Genomic DNA, 22,762 nt, shown 5'->3' with positions numbered 1-22,762 from the left:
TAGAGAAGAGGAACACATGAGAGCATTACTAGAAAAGCCCAATGATTTATTCAATCCGACCGAGAACCACTTAGCGCTTCGGGAAAACGTCGCCAAATTCGCAAGGGAGAATATGGACCTTCAGGCGAAGGAAAACGACGAGCATGAAACCTTCAATCTTCCTCTCTTTCGGAGAATCGGTTCCGAACTCGGACTCTTCGGAGTCACCGTTCCGGAAGAAGACGGAGGAATGGGAATGGACGCTGTCGCCGCGGTCATCATTCACGAAGAAATGTCAGCTTATGATCCGGGTTTTATGCTTTCGTATCTCGCTCACGAAGTTTTGTTCGTGAATAATTTCTATCACAGTTCCAACCCCGCGCAAAGGGCGAAATATCTTTCGAAAGTGATTTCGGGAGAATGGATCGGCGGAATGGGGATGACCGAACCCGGAGCCGGAACGGATGTACTCGGACTCAGAACGATCGCGACCAAAAAAGGCGACAAATACGTATTAAACGGTTCCAAACAATACATTACAAACGGAAGTACGGGAAGCGTATTTCTGATTTATGCAAAGTTGGATAAGAATTCGAAGAAGATGACTTCGTTTATCGTAGAGAGTTCTTATCCCGGATTCAGCGTGGGAAAAAAAGAAGAGAAGATGGGAATGCGTTCCTCTCCGACGACTCAGCTTATATTCGAAGATTGTGAAGTTCCTGCGGAGAATTTGGTCGGTCAGGAAGACGGCGCTCTCGTTCACATGATGCGAAATCTCGAGATCGAAAGAATCACTCTTGCGGCTCAGTCTTTAGGAATCGCGAAACGTTGCGTGGACATCATGGCCGATTACACGATTCGCCATAGAGAGGCTTTCGGAAAAAAACTCGCCGAGTTCGGACAGATTCAAAGACTATTAGCGGAATCTTACGCTGACTTTCAAGCGGCTCGCGCTCTTGTTTACAACGTAGCTTCTCAAATTCATCCGGAGAACAGAAATTCTTTGGGAGCCGCGTCCGCAAAATTAGTCGCGACGCAGATGGCAGAACGAGTGTCTCGGAACGCGATTCAAGCGCTTGGAGGATACGGGTATTGCAGAGAATATCCGGTCGAGAGACTTCATAGAGATTCCATACTTCTTTCCATCGGCGGTGGAACAAACGAAGCGATGCAGAAGAATATCGTTGCCGATTTGAAAAAAATCTACGAGGGTACTCCTTGAGTCGAAAGAACATTCAACTGACCGAAAAACTGGAAGAGTATATCTTCCGGTTTTCCGTTCGAGAATCTTCCTCCTTTCAAAAACTCAGAGAAGAAACGGCAAGGTTGGCTCAGGCAAACATGCAAATCAGCCCGGAAGAAGGGCAGTTCTTAAACATTCTTACCAAAATCAGCGGCGCCAAAAGAATCATAGAAATTGGAACCTTCACCGGTTATTCTTCCCTTTGTTTTGCTTCCGCGTTGCCGGAGGACGGAAAACTTCTTTGTTGCGATATCAGCGAAGAATGGACAAAGATTGCAAAGAAATTTTGGAAAGAAACCGGATTGGAGCAGAAGATTTCTTTGAAGATCGGATCCGCATTAGAAACTTTGCAAGTTCTTTTGGAATCTCGGACATCGCCGGAGTGGGCGCCTGGATTCGATGTCGGACCGTCTTCAATCGACTTAGTTTTTCTCGACGCGGACAAAGAGAATTATCCGAACTATTATTCCCTGATTTTGAAATTACTCAAACCCGGCGGATTGTTGATTGCGGATAACGTTCTTTGGGACGGAAGTGTCGCCGACGATTCTCACCAAGAACCTTCCACGGTCGGGATTCGGAAGTTTAACGAACTCGTGCACAAGGACCCGAATGTCGATATCAGTATGGTCCCGATCGCAGACGGGGTTTCGTTGGTGCGAAAGAAGTAGATCTATCGAACTGGAACGAGTTTTCCATTTTTCAAAACATATTCAAACGTTTTAATTTTCTCTTTTGCTTCTTTGGAACAGTCTTTTGAGTTTAAAGAAATGCTTGAACTGCTGTACGTGATATGTCCACATTCTCCGTTGAATCCGGAAAAAGTAAGTAAAGAATCGAAGCCTGATCCGTTGAATCTGTATAAAACTTGGCTGATATCTCCGGATCTCCCTGAAGTTTCGGTAACCATTACTTCGTCGATTCCGTCTCCGTCCAAATCCTCAAACTGAATATCACCGATCCCGATTTGCAGATTCGTGTATGATTTTCCTTCTTTGAGGATCAGCAGATTTCTTTTATACGGAAAGTCATCATTGACATACCTGCTCTTCGACTGAACTTCCACATGATACACCTTCTTTTTTCCAAAGGAATGTTCCGTTTCCATTACCGTACTCAAATCGGTCTCACCGTCGAATGCCTTGTCGATTGTTTCCAAAAGCGCCCTGTTTGAATTTGGTGAGTTGTCGAAATACAATTTAGAATAGGAAAGATAGTTTTTTAGGTTGTCGGCCGGCAGATAACCTGAATAAACAATTCTACTTTGTTCCTCTTCGTCGGATTCGTAATCGGGCCTTTTTTCGCCTAAAATGTAAAAGTAAACTTTCCCTTGAGGAGTTATGAGTTTCTGAGTGAAGTAGAGTTCTGCACCTTTGGTAAATTCATATGGAACCTCGGAGTTAGGTATCAATTTTCCATTCGTATAATTGAATACTTTTGACGGGGTTTTTGTAAGCAAAGCCCATCCCGTCTGACTCAATTCGATCGTCTCCGTTTTCGCTAAAACTTCCGGGCTGATTCCCCTCATTAGATAAGCGGTAAATACAAATCCGGTCTTGCCGTCTTTTGTTTTGATTTTTGCCCAAGTGCCTTGCATCCCGTCGATGTTTAGCTTTTTTGAATGTTCCTCGATGAGTTCGACGATGTTTCTCGTCGCCAATCTTCCCAAAATTTTTCCCCCTGTGCTTGGCGTTTCTCTCAATAATAATTGAGTCGCAGTCACTAAACCGAATTTATCTCCGGTTACGGGAAGAAAGTTTAAAACGTTGTTTTTGAGAATTTCCTCTTCTTTGGAGATAAATCCGACTTTGTCCTTTTGACGAATTTTAAACCAAAGGAGTTTGCTGACCGAATCCTTGTCCGGAAGATCCGCGGCAAGAACGTCATACGGATATGACTGGTCCAAGGAGAACGCGATTTCACTTTTTAAGGTAGGTTTAGAATATACTTTAATATCCTTTTGAAGAACGACTCCGAAACCGATCGGCACGCTGGCACAGGAATATAGAAAAAGTAAAAAAGCTATATTCATTGATAAACGAATTAAAGAAGAGAATTTATTTTTGTGCATATCTTATCGGATCCGAAAGTTGATTTTATAAAAATGATGTTTGCCGTAAAATGGGTCAACCTAAAATGTATTTTCTCATTCGGAGAATTAAATTCTCGGGATCCGGTTCCATGAAATTCAATCCACGTTTTATATTCTTGTTTTTGACGACCGGTTGTTTTTTGGTCACCTTCCTCGGTTCAGAATCAGGAAAAAAAAGCATTAGACTTTTTGAATTTTTAAGATTTGAAAACGGGATCCGACCCGTTTCCTTTCATCCTGAGTCGGACACGATTCGAGATAAAGATTCCGGAAGATTGTTGGATTCTGCGGCGGATTGCAAACCGTGTCACAAGGTCGTTTACGGAAATTGGAATCGTTCTCGTCATAAAGTAGCTCATACGAACGAGATTTACAGAAGCAGTTTTTCTCAAGAACCCATGCAATGGTGTGAAAATTGTCATTCTCCCTTACGATCCAGTTTGGATCAAACTCCGTTTAAACCGGAAGAAGGAATATCCTGCAACGTTTGTCATGTTCGGCAGGGAAAGATTCTTTCAAGTAAAGACCCGAACCCGTCTCGAAAAAAATATCACGAGTATATCCTAATCGAATCCTTTGGAACCGAAGAACTTTGTGCGTCCTGTCATCAGTTCAACTTTCCGACTTGGCTCTCGTTGAAAGATCATATTTCTCCTTTTGAATATTCCAACTTGAATATGCAGGATACGGTAAACGAATGGCGTCATTCCGGATTTGCGAACGAATCGAATTGTATCGATTGTCATCTTGCGCCCTCGACTAACAATACACATTCCTTCCGTGGAGGGCATTCCATCTCCGAATTGAAAAAGAGTCTTGAGCTGGAAGCCGAATACGTCGGTCCAAGAACGATAGAGGTTCGAATCATATCGCTCGGGATCGGTCATTCGTATCCCACCGGCGATCTCTTTCGCGCACTACGGTTGAAAGTATATTCGGAATCCGGAAAGTTTCGGGAAGAGTTTATACTTCGAAAGTTATATCGAAATGCAACCAAGGAAGAAAAGGAGAAATCTAACGAACCCCGGATTTTAGAATCCGATACAAGGATCCCAGCTCCGTCCGGAAATAGAAACTCGGCTCAAAAAGAATTCTTTTTCGAAGCTTCCGATCGTCCCAAAAAGCTCAAGCTGGAATTGTGGATCGATTACCTAAACGATACCGAGAAGATTTTTTCCCATTTAAAACGAAAGGAAACATTGAAGAAAATTTCGAGTGAAACGATTCGTATTCGGGGACGGGAGAATTTCACTGAAAAAGATACGGGTTAAAAGTGGATGCAGAAATTCTAATATTCGATCCGAGCAGGTCGTAATTTGAGGAGAGAAAAAAAAGAAAGGGGAATTTAACTCTACAAAATTCCCCGATTCTTATTCTTTAATCAATCGTTCTATGGTTTTTTCGGAAAGTTGTTTCATCTGAACGCCTTTTCCGGTAATGGCTTCCAAGGATTTGGAGAAATTCTCCTGGCCTTTCAACATTCCTACTGAAAAGATATTCTCCGATTCTACTTCCAAGTTTCGGATCGAATCCGTTAGTTTATTCTTTTTATCCTGAATCTGCTCTTTTAGAACGGCTTGATCCATGTCCGGATTTTCGGACAATTCTCTGAACAGAGGCGTTTCTCCGAAAAGAATGTTGATGAGTTCGCTGTTCGGCGTGCTCCCTTCATTCAAAATTCCGAGCTTCATCTGTTCTTTCGAGAATTCTCCTTGTAGGCTAGAAAGGGTTTCCTGGATTTTCAGGTATCGGGAAGTGAGTCCCGATGAAAATTCTGTTTTGTCCAGACTTCCTTGTCCTTCCTGTGCGGACGCGGTTCTCCCACCAACGGAAGACCGTTTGTCGCGGATCAATTTTTCCGCGGAGCTGATCAGATTTGTGAGTGGAACTTCCATGTTCTTTCCTCCCTTCAGAATGATAAATCCGGAAAGAACACCAACTTGAGGTTGTGAACTTTAGAAGGGACTTCTTTCCTTAAGTGCTCTATGTCGCATCAAAGATTTTAATTCTGTAGACAATCTATACTAGATATCGGACGGTACTCGGGAAATAAATGAATTTTTTTTCGGAATTTGTAAAAAAAAATATAAATTGACTTAAGATTTCAAAGATTCATGCGACGAAACATCCAGAAACATAAACCCAAAAACATTCCCGGTGTGATCCAAACACCTAAGAACGCGGGGATGACGCCGTTTTCGCCCAACGATTTTCCCGCGGAATTGAAGATATAATAGATCAATACAACTCCGATCGTAATTCCTAAAGACGCGACCCCTGCCGTTTTTTTCGTAAAATAACCTGCGATCGTTCCGATCAACGTTACGATAATCGTCATCATTGGAAGTGCAAAGACGGAATGTTTTTCGGTAAGAACGTCTCCATAAGGAAGTCCTTTCTGAATTCTTCTTTTTTGTTCTTCACCCAACTGGATCAAATTCATCTCTTCCACGGAGCCCGCGGGAACCTTGAAATAGGTCGGGTCTTCCGGTAGTTCGTATTCTTTCTCTTCAAAGGATTCCTGGGAAGAAAGATTGAGATCGCTGTCAAAGTGCCATTCTTCCACACGTTTCATTTTCCAGATTCTTGTCTCGTAATTGTATTTTGCTTTTAAGGAAGAGATAACGGTTTCCGGAGATCCGTCCGGACGAAGCCGAATATAATTGAATCCTCCGTTGATCTCGTCCTTATCCGGATCATAGAAATACAAATAGTAGAATCCTTCCTTTCCCTTTACATGAAATTGATAGACGCTGTTGGCTAACGTTCCCATGCCTTCGGTAAGAGTATCGTGTTCTATCTTTGCGAGTTTGTTTACCGGTCTTACGATAAACTCCGTTCCCAAAAGCATGATGATCCACATGAGAATTCCAAAAAGAATCAAGGGAGCTACGATTCTAAAAAACGAAACTCCCGCGGCCATCATGGAAACCAGCTCTTTGTTCACCGAAAACTGACCCACCGTAAAACAAATCGAGAACATCAGAGACATCGATACTACGGTAGTTGAGATGATTTTAGGAAGACTATAAACGAGGAAGAGTGCGACGTGATAGCGGGGAGCTTTTGTCGTCGTAAAGTTTCTCATGTTGTCGTTTACGAGCGAAAGCAACATGATCCCTGTAAGAAGAATCACGGTTCCGATAAAAATTTTGAAGAATTCTCCGAACAAATACTTATCTAAGATTTTGAGAGGAAAAAATTCTTTCTTCCAATATTGAAAGAAGGATTTGATCGGATCGAGTTTGAGCGGGAATGCGGACATATCTCTGTGATTTTTCGGAACTTCGAACCATTCTTACGAAACTCGGAGAAATGACAATCACAAGAGGATCGAAAAAACGAGGGGTTTTCGAATCTTGACTTCCGTTTTTGATCGGGATTTTACGATCCCTTTCTCTTTTGGATTCCGCAAAGCTTACCGCAATTGTGAGCTCACTCTTTAAAAGATCCTGTCGTAAGAACGACGAATTTTCGTAAAACGAAAGCCCCACCCAAATTTAGGGTGGAGGGGAGGGGGGCGGAAAACTTCGGGAAACTTTGCTCTATCAGAAAATCAATATTTTGCAAGAAAAAGTCGGAAACGTAGGAACTCCTAGAAAATCCCGATCTGGGTTGCCTCGACTGATTCCAAATCGTTTTTCCAGATTGCAAGGACGCGTTATCGGTCGAGGGCCTCGATTCTTTTCCGTGAAACTTTTTTCCGGAAAAGATCCAACTGAAACGGGATTGAGAAATCTTTTTCTTCGGAATTTTATCCCTTTGCAAAGGCCGAAGCCGAGAAAGTGGAATCCGAATTCTCCAAATCCTTTTTTCGATTCTAACGAAGAACGGCAAAACTTGTGAAATACAAAGCGGCACTCAAAATTCCGGTTGCGACGGCAAAACGCAAAAGTCCAGGAACAAGTCCGTCCGCGGTTTGAAATCGATCCCAGAGATCCAAACGTTTTTGCAATTCCCGCTCTTTTCCGGGCGTTAAGGTAGAATATTCAGTTACCGCCTTCGAAGGTTCCGGCGCATGCTCCAATTTGAATCGGCCATTGCGAATTTTTTCGGCTACTTTCGATTCTGCGATCAATAACCTTTCCAGGCTTGCGTGTTTGAGCGCGGAAAGAGCACTCAATGCCTCGTCGATCCAAGAGTCAACGACCTCGAGCCATTTCTGCATGTTGTCTTCGGTAGCTCGAGTGAATTCGAATTTACTAAAGGCAGAGGACCAATCTTTCAGTTCTAAATCTTTCAGAAGTCCTGCGTCTAATATTATATTTTCCTTATGTTTGTGGATTTCCTCAAGTGCATCGAAAACCTGATTCCCTGCTACGACGAGACGAATTAACTCTGAGTGGCTTACGTGACGATCAGCAGTGACAACGGTATAAACGTTATTCAACAGCGCTTTGCTGTCCTCTAAATTAGCCATGGAATGATCGGCGTAGTGAAGTATTTCCAAAAGGCCGCTTAGATATTCTGGCCAACCCATTCCCACTTTTTCGGCCGCCTTCTTGTGAACCGAACGGCATCTCTTATCCTGTTCGAAGAGAAGAGTTTGGATTTTTTTACATTCTTCTTCCAGGCTTTTGATTGCCGCGGGAAGTTCCCTCTTTTTCAATTCTTCTCCTCGAAATCGAATGACTCCGTCCGAAGGTGTGTAAAAACCCTCTTTTACGCCGATCAATAAGTTTTTTTCTTTTTCAAGGGAGCGAAGTTTTTCGAGTTGTTCGGATAAACTCTGCGGATAAAGATTTTCGAGTTCTTCTTTCAAGGAACTCACTTGATAAGAGTAGAATTCTTTCGGAGAAGACGCATAACGGACGAACGATCTTCCGAGATACGCTCCTTTGTAATCGCTGTTGAGATATTCTTTTTTATAATATTCATCCACGCTTGTTAGAATTTCGGGATCGTGATTGAAATCCGTTTTGAAATTGGAAAGAATCCGTTCCGTAAATTTTTCTCTTAAAGAATCCGCGTCGTCGAAGATCAACCATCCGCTCCGGTCATCCAGAGATTTCGGAACATATCTTTTTTTTGCGTTCGCTTCTCTTTCATGATTGTAAGGGTGAGTCGCCCACATCCGCGGGGGTTGCGCGATCTCAGAGGTAAAAATCCGGTGTTTCTCCGGATTTTCGGAAGGCAACTCGGGAACTTTTCCATAATGCGGGTTGTTCCAGATCTTTCTAGATTGATCAATGATTTTGGAATGAATCGGAAAGATATCCTTCGCGCCTTTTCCCATTCTTATATGATCGATGATAAAACCTTGCGTCGTTTCCCAGGCTTCATCCGCCGCTTGCAATTTATGTAATGCGTGAATCAGGGCGTCGCTTCCGGTCACGGAAACCGCAACCAAATCGGCTTGAAATTCCATCTCTCTGGAGAGCGCTCTTTGTGCGAGAACGACTAAGTTGAAAAAAGATTCCATCGCAGATCGGAGAGACCAGATCACAAGACGTAGAATCCAACCGATCCATGCGACTCGAATATCAAAACGAGAAACGGAGCGTAAGAAATCGTCTAACGCATCTCTTCTTGCAATCAAGTGTGCGGCGATTTGTTGCGCGATATAAACCCAGTTTCCTACGGCCATACTCTTTTGCGCGAAGTGTCCGAACTCGTGCGCTAAAACCGCTTTCAATTCGCTGATGCTCAGAACGTTTACGAGTGCGAGTCCGATCTCAAGATTCTTCTTAGATGGAAAGAAAAAATTGAGCATCGATAAATCGTAAAAGACGCATGCGTTCACTTGCGGAGAAAGAAAGACTCGGTGTGGTCTCGGAGCTCCCGTCTCGTCCGCTAATTGATGGAGGAATTGAAAGAGGTGCGGTTGGTCTTTTTCCGTGATTTCGTATTCGTCTCCCATATTCCCTTTTTTTACGAAGAATAAGGCTTTGATCATAAATAAGGAGATCAAGCCGGAGCCGATGCCCGCGATCCAAGAATACAATTCCAAACCGTTTCCCGCGAGCCCATGATGAATAAAAGAATACGAAGCCCAGGCGAACCATCCGCTTAACGCAAGATAGACGAGAACAAAAAGAACAAGTCCTATAACGGTCAACCAAAGATTTCGTTTGTGAGCTTGATTCCACCCTGAAACTTCGGAGGGAAGCGTATTGATTGGAGAATTTATTTCCATAAAAGAACGTCCTTTTTGATTCCCAATTTTTCGAACCTTTGTTTTTACATAGTATAGTCGATATGGAGAAATATCGGGACAAATAATTCGAAAGAAAATTTTGGGAATGTATTTTTTTAAAATTTGTCATCTTCTTTTCGAAAAAAATTCTTTGTCGGAACTCCGACAAGGGAGGAGGGAAAGATCGTTCCGGATCCGGGTTTTTTCGAGACAGAAATTGAGGAACGGTTCCTTTTTCGGTTTTATTTTTTCGAATCAAAGATCGTTCTGATTTTTGTAACTTCGTGGGAGTTCCTACACAAAATCTCGAAGAGAATTCTTCTTGCGGAAAATCCTTTTTTAGGATAGAGAAATTTTTCCGAATTTTTCCCGCGGACCCGCCTCCTCCACCCGATGTGGGTGGGGACCGCGGCTTTCACGGAGGACTGTCTTTTTTCCGACGGATGAGTCTTTCAAATCAGGATTCTTATCTTTCGGGAACTCCTTTCGGCTGAAATAAGAGGTTTTACAAAAAATCCCGGAACTTTCGTCGAGAGAGAGAATTCTTCCCTTTTCCGAAAATTCATCTTCTTCCTCTCGATTCTCGGACGGAAGAAAAGAGAAGTCAATTTTCGATTGACGATTCCGTTTCCGGAGACGATTCTTCCGAGGGAAAGGAGTCCCTCATGAAATTTCGTTCTCTTCTAATTCTTGCATTTGTTGTTTCTCTTTCTTCCGGAGCCCTTCTCGCGGAAAAATCGACCGACGAGCATATCAAAACACTTTCTTCCGGTTCCGACAGTGAAAAATACGAATCCGCAGTGGCTCTTGGAAAAGGAAAAGAAAAATCCGCAATTCCCGAACTCATCAATCTCCTCAATCGCAACAACGAGCCGAAAATCGCGACAGCCGCGGCGATCGCACTCGGGAAAATCGCCGAACCAGGCGACACGGCGATTGCATTAAAAAACAAAATCATCTCTTCCGAAAACGGAGATATCGTCTATGCTTCGTTAGCTTCTCTTCTCAATATCACAACGAAGAATGAAAAACTGGAAGATTCCACAAAAGAAGCATTCGAATTCGCTGACAAGAATCGCAGAGGAGACGAGTACGTTTCCGATTTCTTGGATCTTATCAAAAAGAAACTCAAACTCTAATTTTCTCCAAAGCCCTTGTTGACTCCTCCGGAAATCAGCCGTTATTCACGGAATATTCTCCTGGATGAGGTCAAACGCGGGGGCCAAGAAAAACTCAAGTCCTCCCGGGTAACTGTGATCGGGGCCGGGGGCTTGGGTTCTCCCGTTCTCTTTTATCTCGCCGCGGCCGGGATCGGAAAAATTCGAATTTTAGATTCGGATATTGTCGACACGACCAATCTTCAAAGACAAATTCTTTTCAAACATTCCGAGATCGGTTCTTCCAAAGCCGAAACCGCAAAACAAAGAATTCAAGAATTGAATCCTTTTATCGAAGTCGAATCTTTTCCTTTGCGTATTCAAGAGGAGAATGCGGAGAATCTCCTAAAAGATTGCGATCTCATTTTGGAAGGATCCGATAACTTCGAAACAAAGTTTTTGATAAACGACTTATCTTGTAAGTTGAAGATTCCGCTTCTCATCGCGGGAATTCTTCGTTTTGACGGGATGATTTTGGGAATCCGCCCCGGAATCGATCCTTGCTACCGTTGTATCTACGAAACCCTCCCTCCCTCTGATGCGATTCCGAGTTGTTCCGAAGCGGGTGTGATCGGAAGTATGGCTGGAATTATCGGAAGCATCCAAGCTACCGAGGCGGTCAAATTCTTATTGGGACTGGTAAACGAAGAATCACCCGGCGTTTTCGGATCGATTCTTCAATTGGAAGCCAAATCCATGAATTTCCACAAAGTTTCTCTTTTAAAACGATCCGATTGTAAGGCGTGTTCTCATATATGAAGAAAAAAGAATATTCAAAATCCAACGTAGACTATATGGAGCAATCCGATATTCTAAGAGAATTTCAAACTCTTCCCGGGGTCGGTAAGTCGATCGCGATGGATTTTTGGAATCTAGGATTTCGAAGTCTGGATGAAATCAAATCGAAGGACCCGGAAAAACTCTACGTTCAAATCTGCGATTTTCACGGAGGACATGTGGATCGTTGTATGCTCTACGTCTTTCGTTGTGTCCACTACGCACTGAACACGAAACAACCGAATTCAGAAAAGCTAAAATGGTGGAATTGGAAAGATTCCGTCAAAACTCAAAAATTAAAACGATAGTTCGCGCCCACCTGAACGTAGGTCAAGACCGTCTTCGAATCCAATAAGATCGGAATTAAAATTTGAGGCGCGAAAACCTTGAGTAAGATCTGTGAGGGATCCGTATTCCCGCTACCTTCGTTTTCCGTTATATAACCGGACTGCAATTTATTTTTGAGAGTTAGATTGCTTGCTTCCACGAATAAGCTTACGTCTCCCTTGATCTTTGCGGAGAACTTTAGATTCACTTCCGTCCCTGTCGATCTCCATTGATAGTCTAAACCGAATTGGCTGAATTTCAACGGAGCGACTTCGAATCGAAACTCGTTGCTTTGAAAGGAGGAAGGACCTCGCATATCCAAACGGAGGAGTTGTCCTTGGAGCGTGAATCGTTCCAAAAATTTCCACTCGAATCCGATTCCAAAACTATAACCTTTGAACGGATTGCTCGTTTCTCGATAACTCACTCGGTTGGGATTGATCCCTGTAGGGGTGATACCCCCGAGGCTGTCGACTTCCTGAGAAGTTTTAGTCCAGATTCTTTCAATCCCTCCCAAGATTTGAAGATCCAACACCGGGTGCGGATACGGAGTAAAACCGATTCTGGAAGAAATTTTCTGAAACTTGGTCGTTCCGTTTCCTAAAAGAATATTTGTAGCTCTCTCGGGGGTAGAAGAGGAACCACTGCCTCCTCCGTAGGAAAGGGTTTGGAATCCACCGACGTCTAAATTGCCCTTTGCCTCTGTTCCCCGGATCTCGAAAGTAAAACGGTTCCATGCGTAAAATAAGCGGGTCGTGGAACTATGATTCTTGCTTCGATACGGAGTGGATTGTAGTTCCACTTGACCCCCGCTACTAAAAAGAAGTCCTGCGAGTTGCACTGTCTGAAAAAATGGACGGAGTTCCGATTGATTCTCTCCGCCTCCGACTCCAAAAGATCCTTCTAGATAATGGCGTTTCGCCTTTGCGAGTTGCTCTTCTCTTTTTTTAAGTTTCTCTTCCTTCGCTTTGAGTTTCTCGTCCTCTAATTTTTGTTTTTCCGCAAGTTCTTTGTCCTCTTTGATTTTCTTTTCCTGCTCGGAAACCTGAGGTTCTTTTTTTACGGGAGTCGGTTCGACGATCTTTGCAAAGGAAATTTTTCGGATCGCAGACTTAGGATACACTTTTGTGTTCCCATCCGCGAGCTTGAAGGTTACGGATTCCTTGTCCTGGGATACGATCGAACCTTCCAATTTGTCTCCGGATTTAAGAAGAATCGTTTCGCTACCGAGAGATAGATTCGTAAAAAGAAATACTGATAAGGATAGTGAAATAATTTTTTTCATACTCTGGATCGGTTTACAACCGGTATCGGGGAATCTTAGCATATTGGCTAATTCCTGCAATTCGATTTAACGTTTTAGGGTTCGATTTAGAAAGAAAAAACTCTTTCAAAAAAAGGGGATTTATTCTTACGAATTCAGATCACATTTGTAATAAAAACAAAAATCTATAATTTGCAAAAGTATAGAAATCCTATTTTAAAAATTGAAGAGAAGTGTGTCGACGTGGTGTGAATCGGGGCGGATTCATTTACGAGGAATCGTTCCTATTTGATTCGATTCTTAAGTGATGTGATGAGTTTGTCTTCTTTGTCCAACTTACTTTCCAAGAGAAGAATTTTTAGATTCTCCGGAGGATCGGAAATTTTCACTAAGTCTTTTTCCGTACAGATTACAAAGTCGTATGCTTTTGATATGGAAAGGAGTTCATTCTCGTCTTCCATCGTATACGAATGATGATCTCTATAGGATCGTGTGACCAATTCGATCGGATGAAAACTTCGGATCATCGAAAAGAATACTTCGGGATTTCCGATCGCAGTAAACGCATAAACTTTTTTCCCGTATAAAAGTTTTGTGGAATCCAATTTCATACTCGGCGATAAAAGTTTGTCCGGTTCCAAAGAAAATCTCAAGGCTCCTTTGGAAAATTTATTCTGAAAGTTTTGAACGATTCTTTCCACCGAAGGTTCGTATTTCGAAAACACGATCCAATCCGCTCTCGAAAGCGCGGAGAACGGTTCTCTTAGATTTCCTGCGGGGATTAAAAACCTTTCCGTTCGCACTTTGCTCGAATCCAAAAGTACGATGTCCATGTCTCTTTCCAAAACGTGATGTTGAAATCCGTCGTCCAAAATCACGACCGTCTCTTCGGAGATTCCCAATTCTTCCTTAAAACGAATATAGGACGCGTATCGATCGCTCCCGATCCAGACTTCAGCAAATGGAAGATGTTTTTTTAAGAGGAGGGGTTCGTCTCCCGCTTCTCTGGGACTGGATTGCGGCGTGACTCTGAGGCCGTTTTTGGTTCCTGTGGAACCGTAACCTCTGGAAAGAAGAACGATTTTTTTATCTGGAAATTCTCTGTGAATCGTTTTTGCGAGATAAATGGAGAATGGAGTTTTACCGGTTCCACCCATCGATAAATTACCTACGCTGATTACAAAGGCTCCGGGGAGTTTTTTTTTCGGAGTGAGTTTTTGATCGAGGAGAAAAAGTCCTCTGTAGACAAAGGATAGGGCGTAAAATATCGGAAATAATAGGACTTGAATGAGAGATAAAACCGTAAAAGACTTCATAAGTAAATTAGAATTTTCTAAATTTATACGTTTTCGGCCGTTTCGGCGAATTGAATGTCGTAGAGTTTTTTGTATTTTCCGTCCAATTGGATGAGTTCGGAATGTGTTCCGGATTCTACGATTCTTCCGTCTTCCATCGCAAAGATTCGATTCGCGATCTGAACGGTGGAAAGTCGGTGTGCGATGATGATCACGGTTCGATTCTTATAAAGAGACTCAAGCGCTTGTTGAACGAGTCTTTCCGATTCCGTATCGAGTGCGGAAGTCGCTTCGTCCAAAATCAGAATTTCCGGATTGAGAAGAAGCGCCCTTGCGATGGCGATTCTTTGTCTCTGACCGCCCGAAAGCATGACGCCTCTTTCGCCCACGATCGTTTCAAAACCTTCTTCGAAGGAAAGGATGAATTCCATCGCGAATGCTTGTTCGCACGCGGCGAAGAGTTGTTCGTCCGTAACACCTTGATTTCCGTAGCAGATGTTTTCCCGTATCGTTCCGTTAAAAAGAAACACCTGTTGCGCTACGATTCCGATTCTTTTTCTAAGATTACTCAGATCCAATTCTCTGATATCGATATCGTCCAAATAGATCGCACCTTCCTGCGGATCGATGAGGCGAGGAACAAGATCGACTAACGTGGATTTCCCCGCGCCCGATGCGCCTACCAACGCGATCGTTTCCCCTTTCGGAATATCGAGATCGATTTCTTGAATCGCAGGATTTTTGGATCCGGGATAACTGAAAGTTACGTTTTCGAATCGGATTCCTTTCACCATCTTCTTTAAGAATTTTGGATGTTCCGGATTTTTAATATCGGTTTCCTGATCCAGAAGTTCAAAAACTCTTTCTCCGGCTGAGATTGCGCTCTGAATCGAGTTGGAAAGCATACTCATCTGTTTGAACGGTCTCATCAAGAAGATCAACGTTAGGAAGAACGCCATAAACATCCCTCTGGAGAAGGTTCCGTCTTCCATGAGATAAGCGCCGAAACTCAAGAAAATCACCGCGACGATCGAGCTGAATAATTCCGTTAGAGAAGGGCCGATCTGATGATAAAAATGTCCTTGGAAGGTTTTGTCCGAAAGATCCTGATTGAGTTCCCGAAATCGATCGGCTTCGACTTTTTCCATGGAGAAAGCTCGAATCACGCGAATACCGGAGATCACTTCCTGCAAATGTCCGTTTAACGAAGAAAGACGTTCTTGTTGGTTGCGGGTCGCTTTTCGGATTTTATCCGCGAACGCGGAAACCGGACCCATCACGAGGGGAACGATGATAAAAACGGCTAAAAACATTTTCCAACTCAAGTAGAGAAGAAGAAGTAAATGCGTGATGATATAAAAAAAATCTATGATTGCGTCTTTGAGATCGGAGCTGATCAGTTTGCCGAGAACTTCCACGTCGTTGATGATTCTACTCATAAGAATCCCGGTTTTTTCCTGCACAAAGTGATTGAGTGGAAGCGTCTGCGCCTTTGCGTATAGCTCCGCCCTTAAGTCTCGAATCGCGAGATAACCCGCCGAGTTGATACAGTAGACGGCCGCGGCAAGGAAGACGAGTTTGAGAAGATAAACCGGAAAAACGATAAAACAAAAAAGTAAGACGAGCTCGTCATGGCTCATGGTTTTTAGAGAAGAATTGAGTTTGATCTTCCATTGGGCAAGTGTGAGTTCGATGGATTCCACGCTTGATAAAGAATCGTTCTCTTCGTGACGTTGGATGAGGGCTTTGTCTTTTTTTGTGAGGGAAATTTCAAAACTCGTCTTTTCTCCGGTTCCAAGGGAATCGAAGATCGGAATCAAAGAAGTGAGGGAGGCCCCGTTTAAGACCGAAACGAGAAAAGAAAGTACGACCCCGGAAATCAGTCTGTATTTGTACTTGAAGGAATACTTTAGGAGCCGTTTATAGATGTTCATTGGACAGGTTTAGTCTTTTGAATACTTCTCTACCCTTTTTTGCAGGAATCCTTGTTTTGTCCCTTCTTTTTTCCGGCTGTAATCGGAGAGAAGCAGATCCGGAAGAATTGATTCTTTCCATTCCTTCGGATCCGATCAGCTTGGACCCTTTGTTTTCCACGGATTTGTCTTCAAGGACTCTCGGCAAATTCTTATATCCGTTTTTGTTTCAAAAAAACTCCGGCGGAGAGGAAGGGTATCAACTCGTGGAATCCTTTCGATTACGAGGAACGGAAGAACTTCGTTCTCTTCAACTTACACTCCGGTCACATCGCCTAACGAACGGAGATGAATTAAGTGCGCAACAAGTCAAAGAATCTTTGGATAGACTTGTAAACACTCCTGGGCCGAGAAAAAATCAATATTCTTTTTTGAAAGAGACAAAAGTGATCGGAGAAAAAGAGATCGAATTGAAGATCAGCGGTGGACTGAGACAGGCAATCGACGCCCTTTCCTTACCGCCCGCCGCGATCGTTTGCTGTAAACAGAAAGATTCCGATCTCCTCGAAGCGGAATCTTTTGAAACATTAGAAAAGAAGAATATTGAGTCCTCTCTCAAAGCCGGTCGTTACGTTTTGAAAGAATGGAAAAAAAACAATTACATCCTTTTGGAAAAAAATCCGTTCCTCAAAGAAAACCTTCCTAAAAGGATTCGTCTGAGAATTTTGGCGTCCGCTTCCACAGGCGTATTTTTATTTTCCAAAGGAAGAATGGATCTTATGCGTGTTCCCAATTTTCTACTCAAAAATCCGAATCTAAAAAGAGAGAATTTATATTTTAGAAAAGGATCGGGGGTTCAATACATCGCGATTCAATCCAAGGAACCGTGTTTTGATCTCAATTTTAGAAAAGCGATCAATACCGCGATCGATCCGAATCTTGTGATTCAAAAATTGCTCGAAGGAAATGCGGATCCAACCTTCGGTTCCGTTCCGCCGGGAACAATTTCGGAAACGATGAAAAAGGAAATCCTCAATAAGAATCCCGAGATCGATACGATCTCGAGTCATAAAAAGAATCTCGCGATCGAATATCTGAAGCAGTCTTCTTGTTACCCGAAAATTTTAGAGAGAGAAATCGATTTTAGAATGCGAGGCGACGAAGAGAACAGCGCGAACGGATTGGCCTTGGCTGGATTTCTGAAAGAGATCGGTTTAAAGATCAAGATTCATCCTATGGAAAAAGCGATTCTTTATAAAGAGAACGCGGAAGGCAAAGGAGATCTAACGTTGCTTTTCTGGTATGCCGATCTTCCAGGTGCATGGAACTTTATTGATCCCTTATTTTCCGGAAAAGACAAAGGGAACGGCGGAAATCGGGCTCACTACGAAAATCCTGAGATGGAAGTTTTACTTTCCAAAACGAGGAAATCCGATTCCTTACGTTTAGAATCGGAGACCTCGAACGCTTTGCAGATTCTTTTGAGAGAATATCCCTGGGTCTTTCTCTGGTCTCCTTACGAAACGTTTCTTCTTTCCGAAAGAGCGAAACGATATTCTAATTTGGTGGAATTTCTTTAACTTCAGGAAGTTCGAGTTCCACGGAATCTTCGTCTCCGTCCTCAGGCTGTGGCGGAGCATTTTTTCGATCTCCTATCGCTGGAGAATTTTCTTGAGTATTCGTTTCCGTTGTTACGTTAGTCACATCGGAAGGAGGTCCGGGTTGTTCTCCGATGTAATAGTATTGTCCGTAGAGAGGATGAGCACAAGGAACGGAAGAATGAAGAAGCGAACCCGTATCTCCGCAGACGTCGACTTTCACAAAATCGCCGTTAAACGGTTTGATCAGCGTATCGGAAAAGCCGATATTGCTTGCGATATAATTCACGTAACGAAACCAGATATTTCCGCTGATCGCAGAACCGGAACCTTCAAACGGAGCTCCGACATCGTTTCCGATCCAGACCGTGGTGACCAAGTCCGGATTGACTCCCGCAAACCAAGCGTCCCTAACTCCCTTCCGAGATCCCCATTTTTTCCGAGCCTCTTTAGGAGATTGAACGGTTCCGGTTTTACCACCCATCGGAAAAGAATTTTCCTCTTTGAGTCGGAGTTTCATCGTTCCTTGTTCGCTTAAGACCGCTTCTAAAAGATTCATCGTTTCCGCACAAGCGACCGGATCCAAAATTTGGATCGCTTCGTCAGGACCTTTGAGGGGAGCCGAAAACATTTCGCTTCCTTCGAAATCCGTGATTCTTAGAATTTGAATCGGAGTCACTTTTTTGCCGCCATTGGCGATGGTCGCGTAAATGAGAGCAAGTTCCATCGGAGACAATTCTCCGGAACCGAGGGCGAGAGAAAGATTGGGTTGGAATCTTTTTTCCAATTTCGCTTTATCGATATCCAGAATCATAGAGACTTTTTCCAAGAAGTCTCCAACTCCGAATTCGTTTAACAATTTTACTGCGACCGTATTGATGGATTGAGCGAACGCAACTCTCGCAGTGATCTCTCCTTTATAACCTTTATACCAATTTTTCGGAGAGTATCCTCTGATATTGATCTCCTCGTCCACAACTTTGGAGGAAGGAGTGATGATTCGATTTTCGAAAGCGATCGCATAAACGAGAGCTTTGATCGTAGAACCCGGTTGTCTTAGGGCGGAGACCGCACGATTGAGGCGGAATATATTCGAAATTTTGTAACTACCCACCATCGCTTCAATATAACCGTTGTTCGGATTGATCGAAATGAGAGAACCGTTCATGTTGTCGATAATGGATTGTTGTGTTCTCGCTTCCTCTGCGTTGTCTTTCTTTTGATAAGAGGCTTTGATTTCGAGCAATTTCCTACGGACGGATTCGATTCCTTCACGAAGTGATTTTTCGGCCGCGTCTTGTTTTTCGTAATCAAGAGTCGTGTAGACGTTCATCCCTCTGGTTTCAATATCGATTTCGGAAAAAGTGTCGAGGATATGTTGACGGATTCCGTAATTAAAATCGGGTGCGAGGTTGACCGTAAAGTCCTTATCGAATCCGTATCTTGCGATATCGGAGGAATAAAATTCTTTTTCTCCGTCTTTTGTGACTTCGACTTTATAGATCGCTTTGAACTTCTTGAGATTGGATTCTAAGAGACTTGAAAAATTCTTTCCTATTCTGGAAGGATTTGGATGAAGATGTGTGTTCTCCGCCATCGGAGTTAAGACCATCTTTTGTCTTCTTAGCGCCGTCTTGAGGCTTCGAACAGGGTTGTAATTCGAAGGAGCAGGAATGATTCCTACCAGCATGGCGGCTTCTTCCGGAGTAAGCTCGGCGGCGGCCTTGTTAAAATAGTAACGACTCGCTTCTTCTACTCCCGTGTTTCCTTCCCCCAAAAAGATTCGGTTGAGATACATCGCTAGAATCGTATTCTTATCGAATTGACTTTCCAGATAAAAGGTACAGTAGAATTCCGTAATCTTATTGAAGATGTTTCGTGCGCCAAGATCCAAAGTGAGTTTCGCAAGTTGCTGAGTAAGAGTGGAACCTCCCTGTTTTTGAAATGTCGTCAAGTTAATGATGAGCGCTCTGATTAAAGCCGTGTAGTTGATTCCGTGGTGATTGTAAAATTCACGATCCTCGGAAGAGAGGAGGGCCCAGACAATATTTCCGTGTTCGGCGAGATTATCGGTTCGAATCGGCTTAAACTTTCTTCTCGAAAATTCTCCGATCATTTTTCCGTTTCGATCTAATATCCGAATCGGACGAATCTGACTTATCTCATAGTAGTTCGTTACTTCATTCTTAAATTTATCAAGATTGGAAACTACCTCGTCTTTTTTCGTAAGCCAGACCACGTAAGAGCCGCCGATTAAAAAAGACGAAACAGCAATCGTCGCGATTCCGCCGTATCTTAGAATTTGTTTCCAATGAGCTTTTGAAAAGAGGAAGAGGTTTTGAAGACCTTCCTTAAGGGAATGAAATATGGAAAATAGTTTCTCGCTACCGGATGCCATCGTTTCCTCTATATCTCTGTTGATCTCAGAGAAAGACAATAGAAACGGTAGATTCCTTGTAAAGTATTAGAATTCTTTCGAACGAGTTTCCGAGCCTTGGTTCGAAAACCTTTTCACCGATTTTGTCAAATGATTTTTATAGAGCGGCGTTTTGTAGGAACTCCGACAAATTGTTTTTCAAGGAATTTCAATTGAATTTTAATCAATCGATGTGGGAACTCCTAAAAAGGGAATCCTTGCTTTGAGGTTGAATTCAGGTCGGAACTCCGGAGTTTTTTATTGAGATATTCACTTAAAAATCGAATTTGGAGGGGAAGCGGAACCTCATCCGAATTTTAAGAACGTCTCGATCAGAGATTCAAATCGATCCTTGATAAAAATGAGGAGTTCCTTTTTTTCCGATTTCTCAGGCGAAGCGGGATTCTTTTCGGAAAACTATTTTGAAGAAACAACGAATGCGGGAACTCCCTTAAAAAACGGACTTTTCTTTCTGGACTATAAATCAGGTCGGAACTCCATGAACACTCCGTTTCAATTCAGAAACAAACGAAGACGAATTCTAAGAACATTTTGAAAATTTTTAGGAGTTCCTACCTTTTCTCTCTTCACAGAAAAGGCTTCTTTGACAAAAACTATTTTGAAAAGAAAACAAGTGCGGGAACTCCCTATTTTTTCACTTCTTCTTCAAGATCGTAAAATTCACTCTTCGATTCTTCCTTCGACCTTCATCGGAATCATTCTTATTGAGAGGAACACTGTCTCCAAAACCGCGAGTCTGGATTCTTTGCATAGGAATCGAATGTCTCTTGGAAAGATACTCCGCCACAGCTAACGCGCGTTTTTCGGAAAGCAGGAGATTGTCCTTTTTCTTACCCACGTTATCGGTATGTCCTTCGATCTGAATTTCGATTTCCGGATTTTCTTTTACGATTTCTGCGAGTCTGTCCAATTCCGGGGCGGACTCGGGAGCGATCTGAAAACTTTTCGATTCAAAAAATAAGTTATTGATCTGAATCGTACCACGCTCTTGGATCGGTGGTAATTGTAATACGACTTCCACGTTATCTGGAATTTTTTTTCGAGAACTCAAATTCAGATTTTGGGAAACGGGGAGATATCCTTTCTTTTGCGCGTAAAATCCGTAGTTTTCTCCGAACGGAAGGACGATGGAAAAGTTTCCTGTGGCCGGATCACTTTTAGCGCTTCCAATTTTTTCATGGGACTTTAAGGATTCATAATATATATCGGCAGATAGGGGTTTTCCATCCGTGTCGACTACTTTTCCGTTGACCACGACGACTTTGTCAGGTCGCATCTCCTTCGGAAGATACGCCATAAACAACTGTCCTTCTTTGCTTATATAAGCCCAGTCGCTGTTTGCCGGAATAGAAAAGAAATTCACACCTTTCAGATTTTCGGAAACCTCGGTCGGTTTGGTCCATTGGTCCCAACCTTCTCCGATTCTTCTTGTCATGTAGATGGAAAGACCTTTGTGTCCGTCGCTAGAAAAATAAAGAGTTCGATCGTCGCTCGCTAGAAACGGCGCCATCTCTTCGTGTTCGGAATTGATCACTTCTCCTAGATTCATTCCGAGAGGAAAGGTTCCGTCCGATAACATTTTGCTCACGTAGAGATCGAGTTTTCCTTTTGCATCCTTGTGTTGGGAAGAATAGATCAAAATTCTTCCCGAAGAAGAAAGTGTGGAGCCACCGAAAACTTCCTGGCTGGAATCGTTTTTCTTTCTATATAAATTATAAAAATCAGGAAATTTTAATATACTTGGCTTCGACCAAGAATCCTTCTCCTTAAAACTTTTGTACAAAGGAACTCTTCTTGTGATCTGTTTTGATTTGTCGTCGTATTCGTTTCTGAGTTCATCGATCTTCTTTCTGTATTCGTTCGAATTTTTGGAAGAACGGGCCGCGGCTTCTCCTTTGGATTCGAATTCTTTTCCGAGTTCGTCCAACAATTCCTTTTCGCCAAACGTTCCGAAGACGAATAGTTCGTTTCCGCCGGGAAGGGCGGAGATCACTGCGGAAGGCATCTCGTTGTTTAGGGGAGAACCCATTTCTTTTCCGTCTTCCCAAAATCCTCTTTCATCGAGTTTGGAATACCAAATCTTCTGAGTTCCGGATTTACCTCTTTTGATATAAGCGGTCCAGAAAAGATGTTTCCCGTCCGGAGACGCGGTCGGATTGAATGCAAAGATATTATGATTTACGTAATCGGGAATTTTTTTGATCGTCCAAGGTTTGATCTCGCTCTCATTGAGAAAAGGATGGATTTCATAACGGATCGGATTGCACGTAGAACCCTTCATGTTGCAAAGAATTCGAACGGTCTTGTCGTTGAGTTTGGAAAGTTCGGCTGTGATTTCGTTCGACTCGATCGGAATGAATGCGTTCTCCGTGCTCAATAATTTTCCGAATTGAAGAATCTTTCCCGTAAAGATTTTGTCTTCGGCTTGAAGACCCGTAAGGAACGGGAAACTTAGAATCAGAGGAAGAATGGATCGAAGTTTGGAGCGCATACACTCTAACCTTCGGTAGAATTTCGAAACTTCTTGATTCTCCTTTTTCTTGG

The 22,762-nt window shown here is 42.9% G+C and carries 16 protein-coding genes; 7 read left to right on the top strand and 9 right to left on the bottom strand.

What is annotated here, in order from left to right:
* The first annotated feature begins 16 nt into the window (after positions 1-16).
* Both DLM75_RS00255 and DLM75_RS00250 read left to right on the top strand, forming a co-directional pair.
* Positions 17-1,201, top strand: coding sequence for an acyl-CoA dehydrogenase family protein (locus DLM75_RS00255; RefSeq protein WP_118966582.1), 1,185 nt, complete (start codon positions 17-19; stop codon positions 1,199-1,201).
* Positions 1,198-1,893, top strand: a complete 696-nt coding sequence (locus DLM75_RS00250) for an O-methyltransferase (protein WP_118966581.1) — start codon at positions 1,198-1,200, stop codon at positions 1,891-1,893. Before DLM75_RS00255 ends, DLM75_RS00250 begins: the two co-directional genes overlap by 4 nt.
* A 2-nt stretch (positions 1,894-1,895) precedes the next feature.
* Here the strand turns inward: DLM75_RS00250 and DLM75_RS00245 are convergent, their stop codons facing one another.
* Positions 1,896-3,254 (bottom strand): SH3 domain-containing protein, encoded by a 1,359-nt coding sequence (locus tag DLM75_RS00245; protein ID WP_158586420.1) that lies wholly within the window; start codon positions 3,252-3,254, stop codon positions 1,896-1,898.
* A gap of 149 nt (positions 3,255-3,403) precedes the next feature.
* Between DLM75_RS00245 and DLM75_RS00240 the strand changes: the two genes are divergently transcribed.
* Entirely contained in the window at positions 3,404-4,585 is a 1,182-nt protein-coding gene (locus DLM75_RS00240) for a multiheme c-type cytochrome (protein WP_158586419.1), read from the top strand.
* Positions 4,586-4,684: 99 nt separating this feature from the next.
* On the opposite strand, the gene DLM75_RS00235 is transcribed toward DLM75_RS00240, so the two are convergent.
* From DLM75_RS00235 to DLM75_RS00215, 3 genes are all read right to left on the bottom strand, one after another.
* Positions 4,685-5,209 carry an LIC10415 family protein gene (locus tag DLM75_RS00235; RefSeq protein WP_118966578.1) on the bottom strand — a complete coding sequence of 175 codons (525 nt, stop codon included), beginning with the start codon at positions 5,207-5,209 and terminating at the stop codon, positions 4,685-4,687.
* 209 nt (positions 5,210-5,418) lie between these two features.
* Complete coding sequence (locus tag DLM75_RS00230; RefSeq protein ID WP_118966577.1) at positions 5,419-6,579, bottom strand: LptF/LptG family permease; 1,161 nt, start codon at positions 6,577-6,579, stop codon at positions 5,419-5,421.
* 555 nt (positions 6,580-7,134) lie between these two features.
* The gene (locus DLM75_RS00215) at positions 7,135-9,450 is read right to left on the bottom strand and encodes a M48 family metallopeptidase (protein WP_118966574.1); all 2,316 of its coding nucleotides are present in this window, start codon (positions 9,448-9,450) and stop codon (positions 7,135-7,137) included.
* A gap of 665 nt (positions 9,451-10,115) precedes the next feature.
* On the opposite strand from DLM75_RS00215, the gene DLM75_RS00205 reads away from it, so the two are divergent.
* The 3 genes from DLM75_RS00205 to DLM75_RS00195 are packed head-to-tail and all read left to right on the top strand — an operon-like array spanning position 10,116 to position 11,692.
* Positions 10,116-10,589: a HEAT repeat domain-containing protein gene (locus DLM75_RS00205; RefSeq protein ID WP_118966572.1), complete on the top strand. Its 474-nt coding sequence runs from the start codon at positions 10,116-10,118 to the stop codon at positions 10,587-10,589.
* 15 nt (positions 10,590-10,604) lie between these two features.
* Positions 10,605-11,366 carry a HesA/MoeB/ThiF family protein gene (locus DLM75_RS00200; protein WP_118966571.1) on the top strand — a complete coding sequence of 254 codons (762 nt, stop codon included), beginning with the start codon at positions 10,605-10,607 and terminating at the stop codon, positions 11,364-11,366.
* Positions 11,363-11,692 carry a helix-hairpin-helix domain-containing protein gene (locus DLM75_RS00195; protein WP_118966570.1) on the top strand — a complete coding sequence of 110 codons (330 nt, stop codon included), beginning with the start codon at positions 11,363-11,365 and terminating at the stop codon, positions 11,690-11,692. The genes DLM75_RS00200 and DLM75_RS00195 overlap by 4 nt, the downstream gene beginning before the upstream one ends.
* On the opposite strand, the gene DLM75_RS00190 is transcribed toward DLM75_RS00195, so the two are convergent.
* The 3 genes from DLM75_RS00190 to DLM75_RS00180 all read right to left on the bottom strand — a co-directional run bounded on the left by DLM75_RS00190 (position 11,674) and on the right by DLM75_RS00180 (position 16,204).
* The gene (locus tag DLM75_RS00190) at positions 11,674-12,996 is read right to left on the bottom strand and encodes an LA_0442/LA_0875 N-terminal domain-containing protein (protein WP_118967892.1); all 1,323 of its coding nucleotides are present in this window, start codon (positions 12,994-12,996) and stop codon (positions 11,674-11,676) included. The genes DLM75_RS00195 and DLM75_RS00190 overlap by 19 nt on opposite strands.
* Before the next feature lie 263 nt (positions 12,997-13,259).
* Positions 13,260-14,291, bottom strand: coding sequence for a tetraacyldisaccharide 4'-kinase (gene lpxK, locus DLM75_RS00185; RefSeq protein ID WP_118966569.1), 1,032 nt, complete (start codon positions 14,289-14,291; stop codon positions 13,260-13,262).
* Between the two features lie 23 nt (positions 14,292-14,314).
* A complete protein-coding gene (locus DLM75_RS00180) occupies positions 14,315-16,204 on the bottom strand; it encodes an ABC transporter ATP-binding protein (RefSeq protein ID WP_167731711.1) in 1,890 nt (629 codons plus the stop codon).
* Between DLM75_RS00180 and DLM75_RS00175 the strand changes: the two genes are divergently transcribed.
* Entirely contained in the window at positions 16,204-17,763 is a 1,560-nt protein-coding gene (locus tag DLM75_RS00175) for an ABC transporter substrate-binding protein (RefSeq protein ID WP_118966568.1), read from the top strand. The genes DLM75_RS00180 and DLM75_RS00175 overlap by 1 nt on opposite strands.
* On the opposite strand, the gene DLM75_RS00170 is transcribed toward DLM75_RS00175, so the two are convergent.
* Both DLM75_RS00170 and DLM75_RS00160 read right to left on the bottom strand, forming a co-directional pair.
* Positions 17,741-20,179, bottom strand: coding sequence for a transglycosylase domain-containing protein (locus DLM75_RS00170; RefSeq protein WP_118966567.1), 2,439 nt, complete (start codon positions 20,177-20,179; stop codon positions 17,741-17,743). The genes DLM75_RS00175 and DLM75_RS00170 overlap by 23 nt on opposite strands.
* Positions 20,180-20,852: 673 nt before the next feature.
* Positions 20,853-22,709, bottom strand: a complete 1,857-nt coding sequence (locus tag DLM75_RS00160) for an OmpA family protein (RefSeq protein WP_118967890.1) — start codon at positions 22,707-22,709, stop codon at positions 20,853-20,855.
* Positions 22,710-22,762 lie beyond the last annotated feature (53 nt).

It is taken from the genome of Leptospira stimsonii (assembly GCF_003545885.1).
GTDB lineage: Bacteria > Spirochaetota > Leptospiria > Leptospirales > Leptospiraceae > Leptospira > Leptospira stimsonii.
This window is presented reverse-complemented; position numbering and strand designations above follow the sequence as displayed.

Excerpts from the sequence above, each read along its gene's own strand:
- DLM75_RS00230 (WP_118966577.1), bottom strand. The coding sequence starts at position 6,579 with ATGTCCGCATTCCCGCTCAAACTCGATCCGATCAAATCCTTCTTTCAA.
- lpxK (WP_118966569.1), bottom strand. The coding sequence starts at position 14,291 with ATGAAGTCTTTTACGGTTTTATCTCTCATTCAAGTCCTATTATTTCCG.
- DLM75_RS00195 (WP_118966570.1), top strand. The coding sequence starts at position 11,363 with ATGAAGAAAAAAGAATATTCAAAATCCAACGTAGACTATATGGAGCAA.
- DLM75_RS00235 (WP_118966578.1), bottom strand. The coding sequence starts at position 5,209 with ATGGAAGTTCCACTCACAAATCTGATCAGCTCCGCGGAAAAATTGATC.
- DLM75_RS00245 (WP_158586420.1), bottom strand. The coding sequence starts at position 3,254 with ATGAATATAGCTTTTTTACTTTTTCTATATTCCTGTGCCAGCGTGCCG.
- DLM75_RS00255 (WP_118966582.1), top strand. The coding sequence starts at position 17 with ATGAGAGCATTACTAGAAAAGCCCAATGATTTATTCAATCCGACCGAG.
- DLM75_RS00215 (WP_118966574.1), bottom strand. The coding sequence starts at position 9,450 with ATGGAAATAAATTCTCCAATCAATACGCTTCCCTCCGAAGTTTCAGGG.
- DLM75_RS00160 (WP_118967890.1), bottom strand. The coding sequence starts at position 22,709 with ATGCGCTCCAAACTTCGATCCATTCTTCCTCTGATTCTAAGTTTCCCG.
- DLM75_RS00205 (WP_118966572.1), top strand. The coding sequence starts at position 10,116 with ATGAAATTTCGTTCTCTTCTAATTCTTGCATTTGTTGTTTCTCTTTCT.
- DLM75_RS00190 (WP_118967892.1), bottom strand. The coding sequence starts at position 12,996 with ATGAAAAAAATTATTTCACTATCCTTATCAGTATTTCTTTTTACGAAT.
- DLM75_RS00240 (WP_158586419.1), top strand. The coding sequence starts at position 3,404 with ATGAAATTCAATCCACGTTTTATATTCTTGTTTTTGACGACCGGTTGT.
- DLM75_RS00170 (WP_118966567.1), bottom strand. The coding sequence starts at position 20,179 with ATGGCATCCGGTAGCGAGAAACTATTTTCCATATTTCATTCCCTTAAG.
- DLM75_RS00180 (WP_167731711.1), bottom strand. The coding sequence starts at position 16,204 with ATGAACATCTATAAACGGCTCCTAAAGTATTCCTTCAAGTACAAATAC.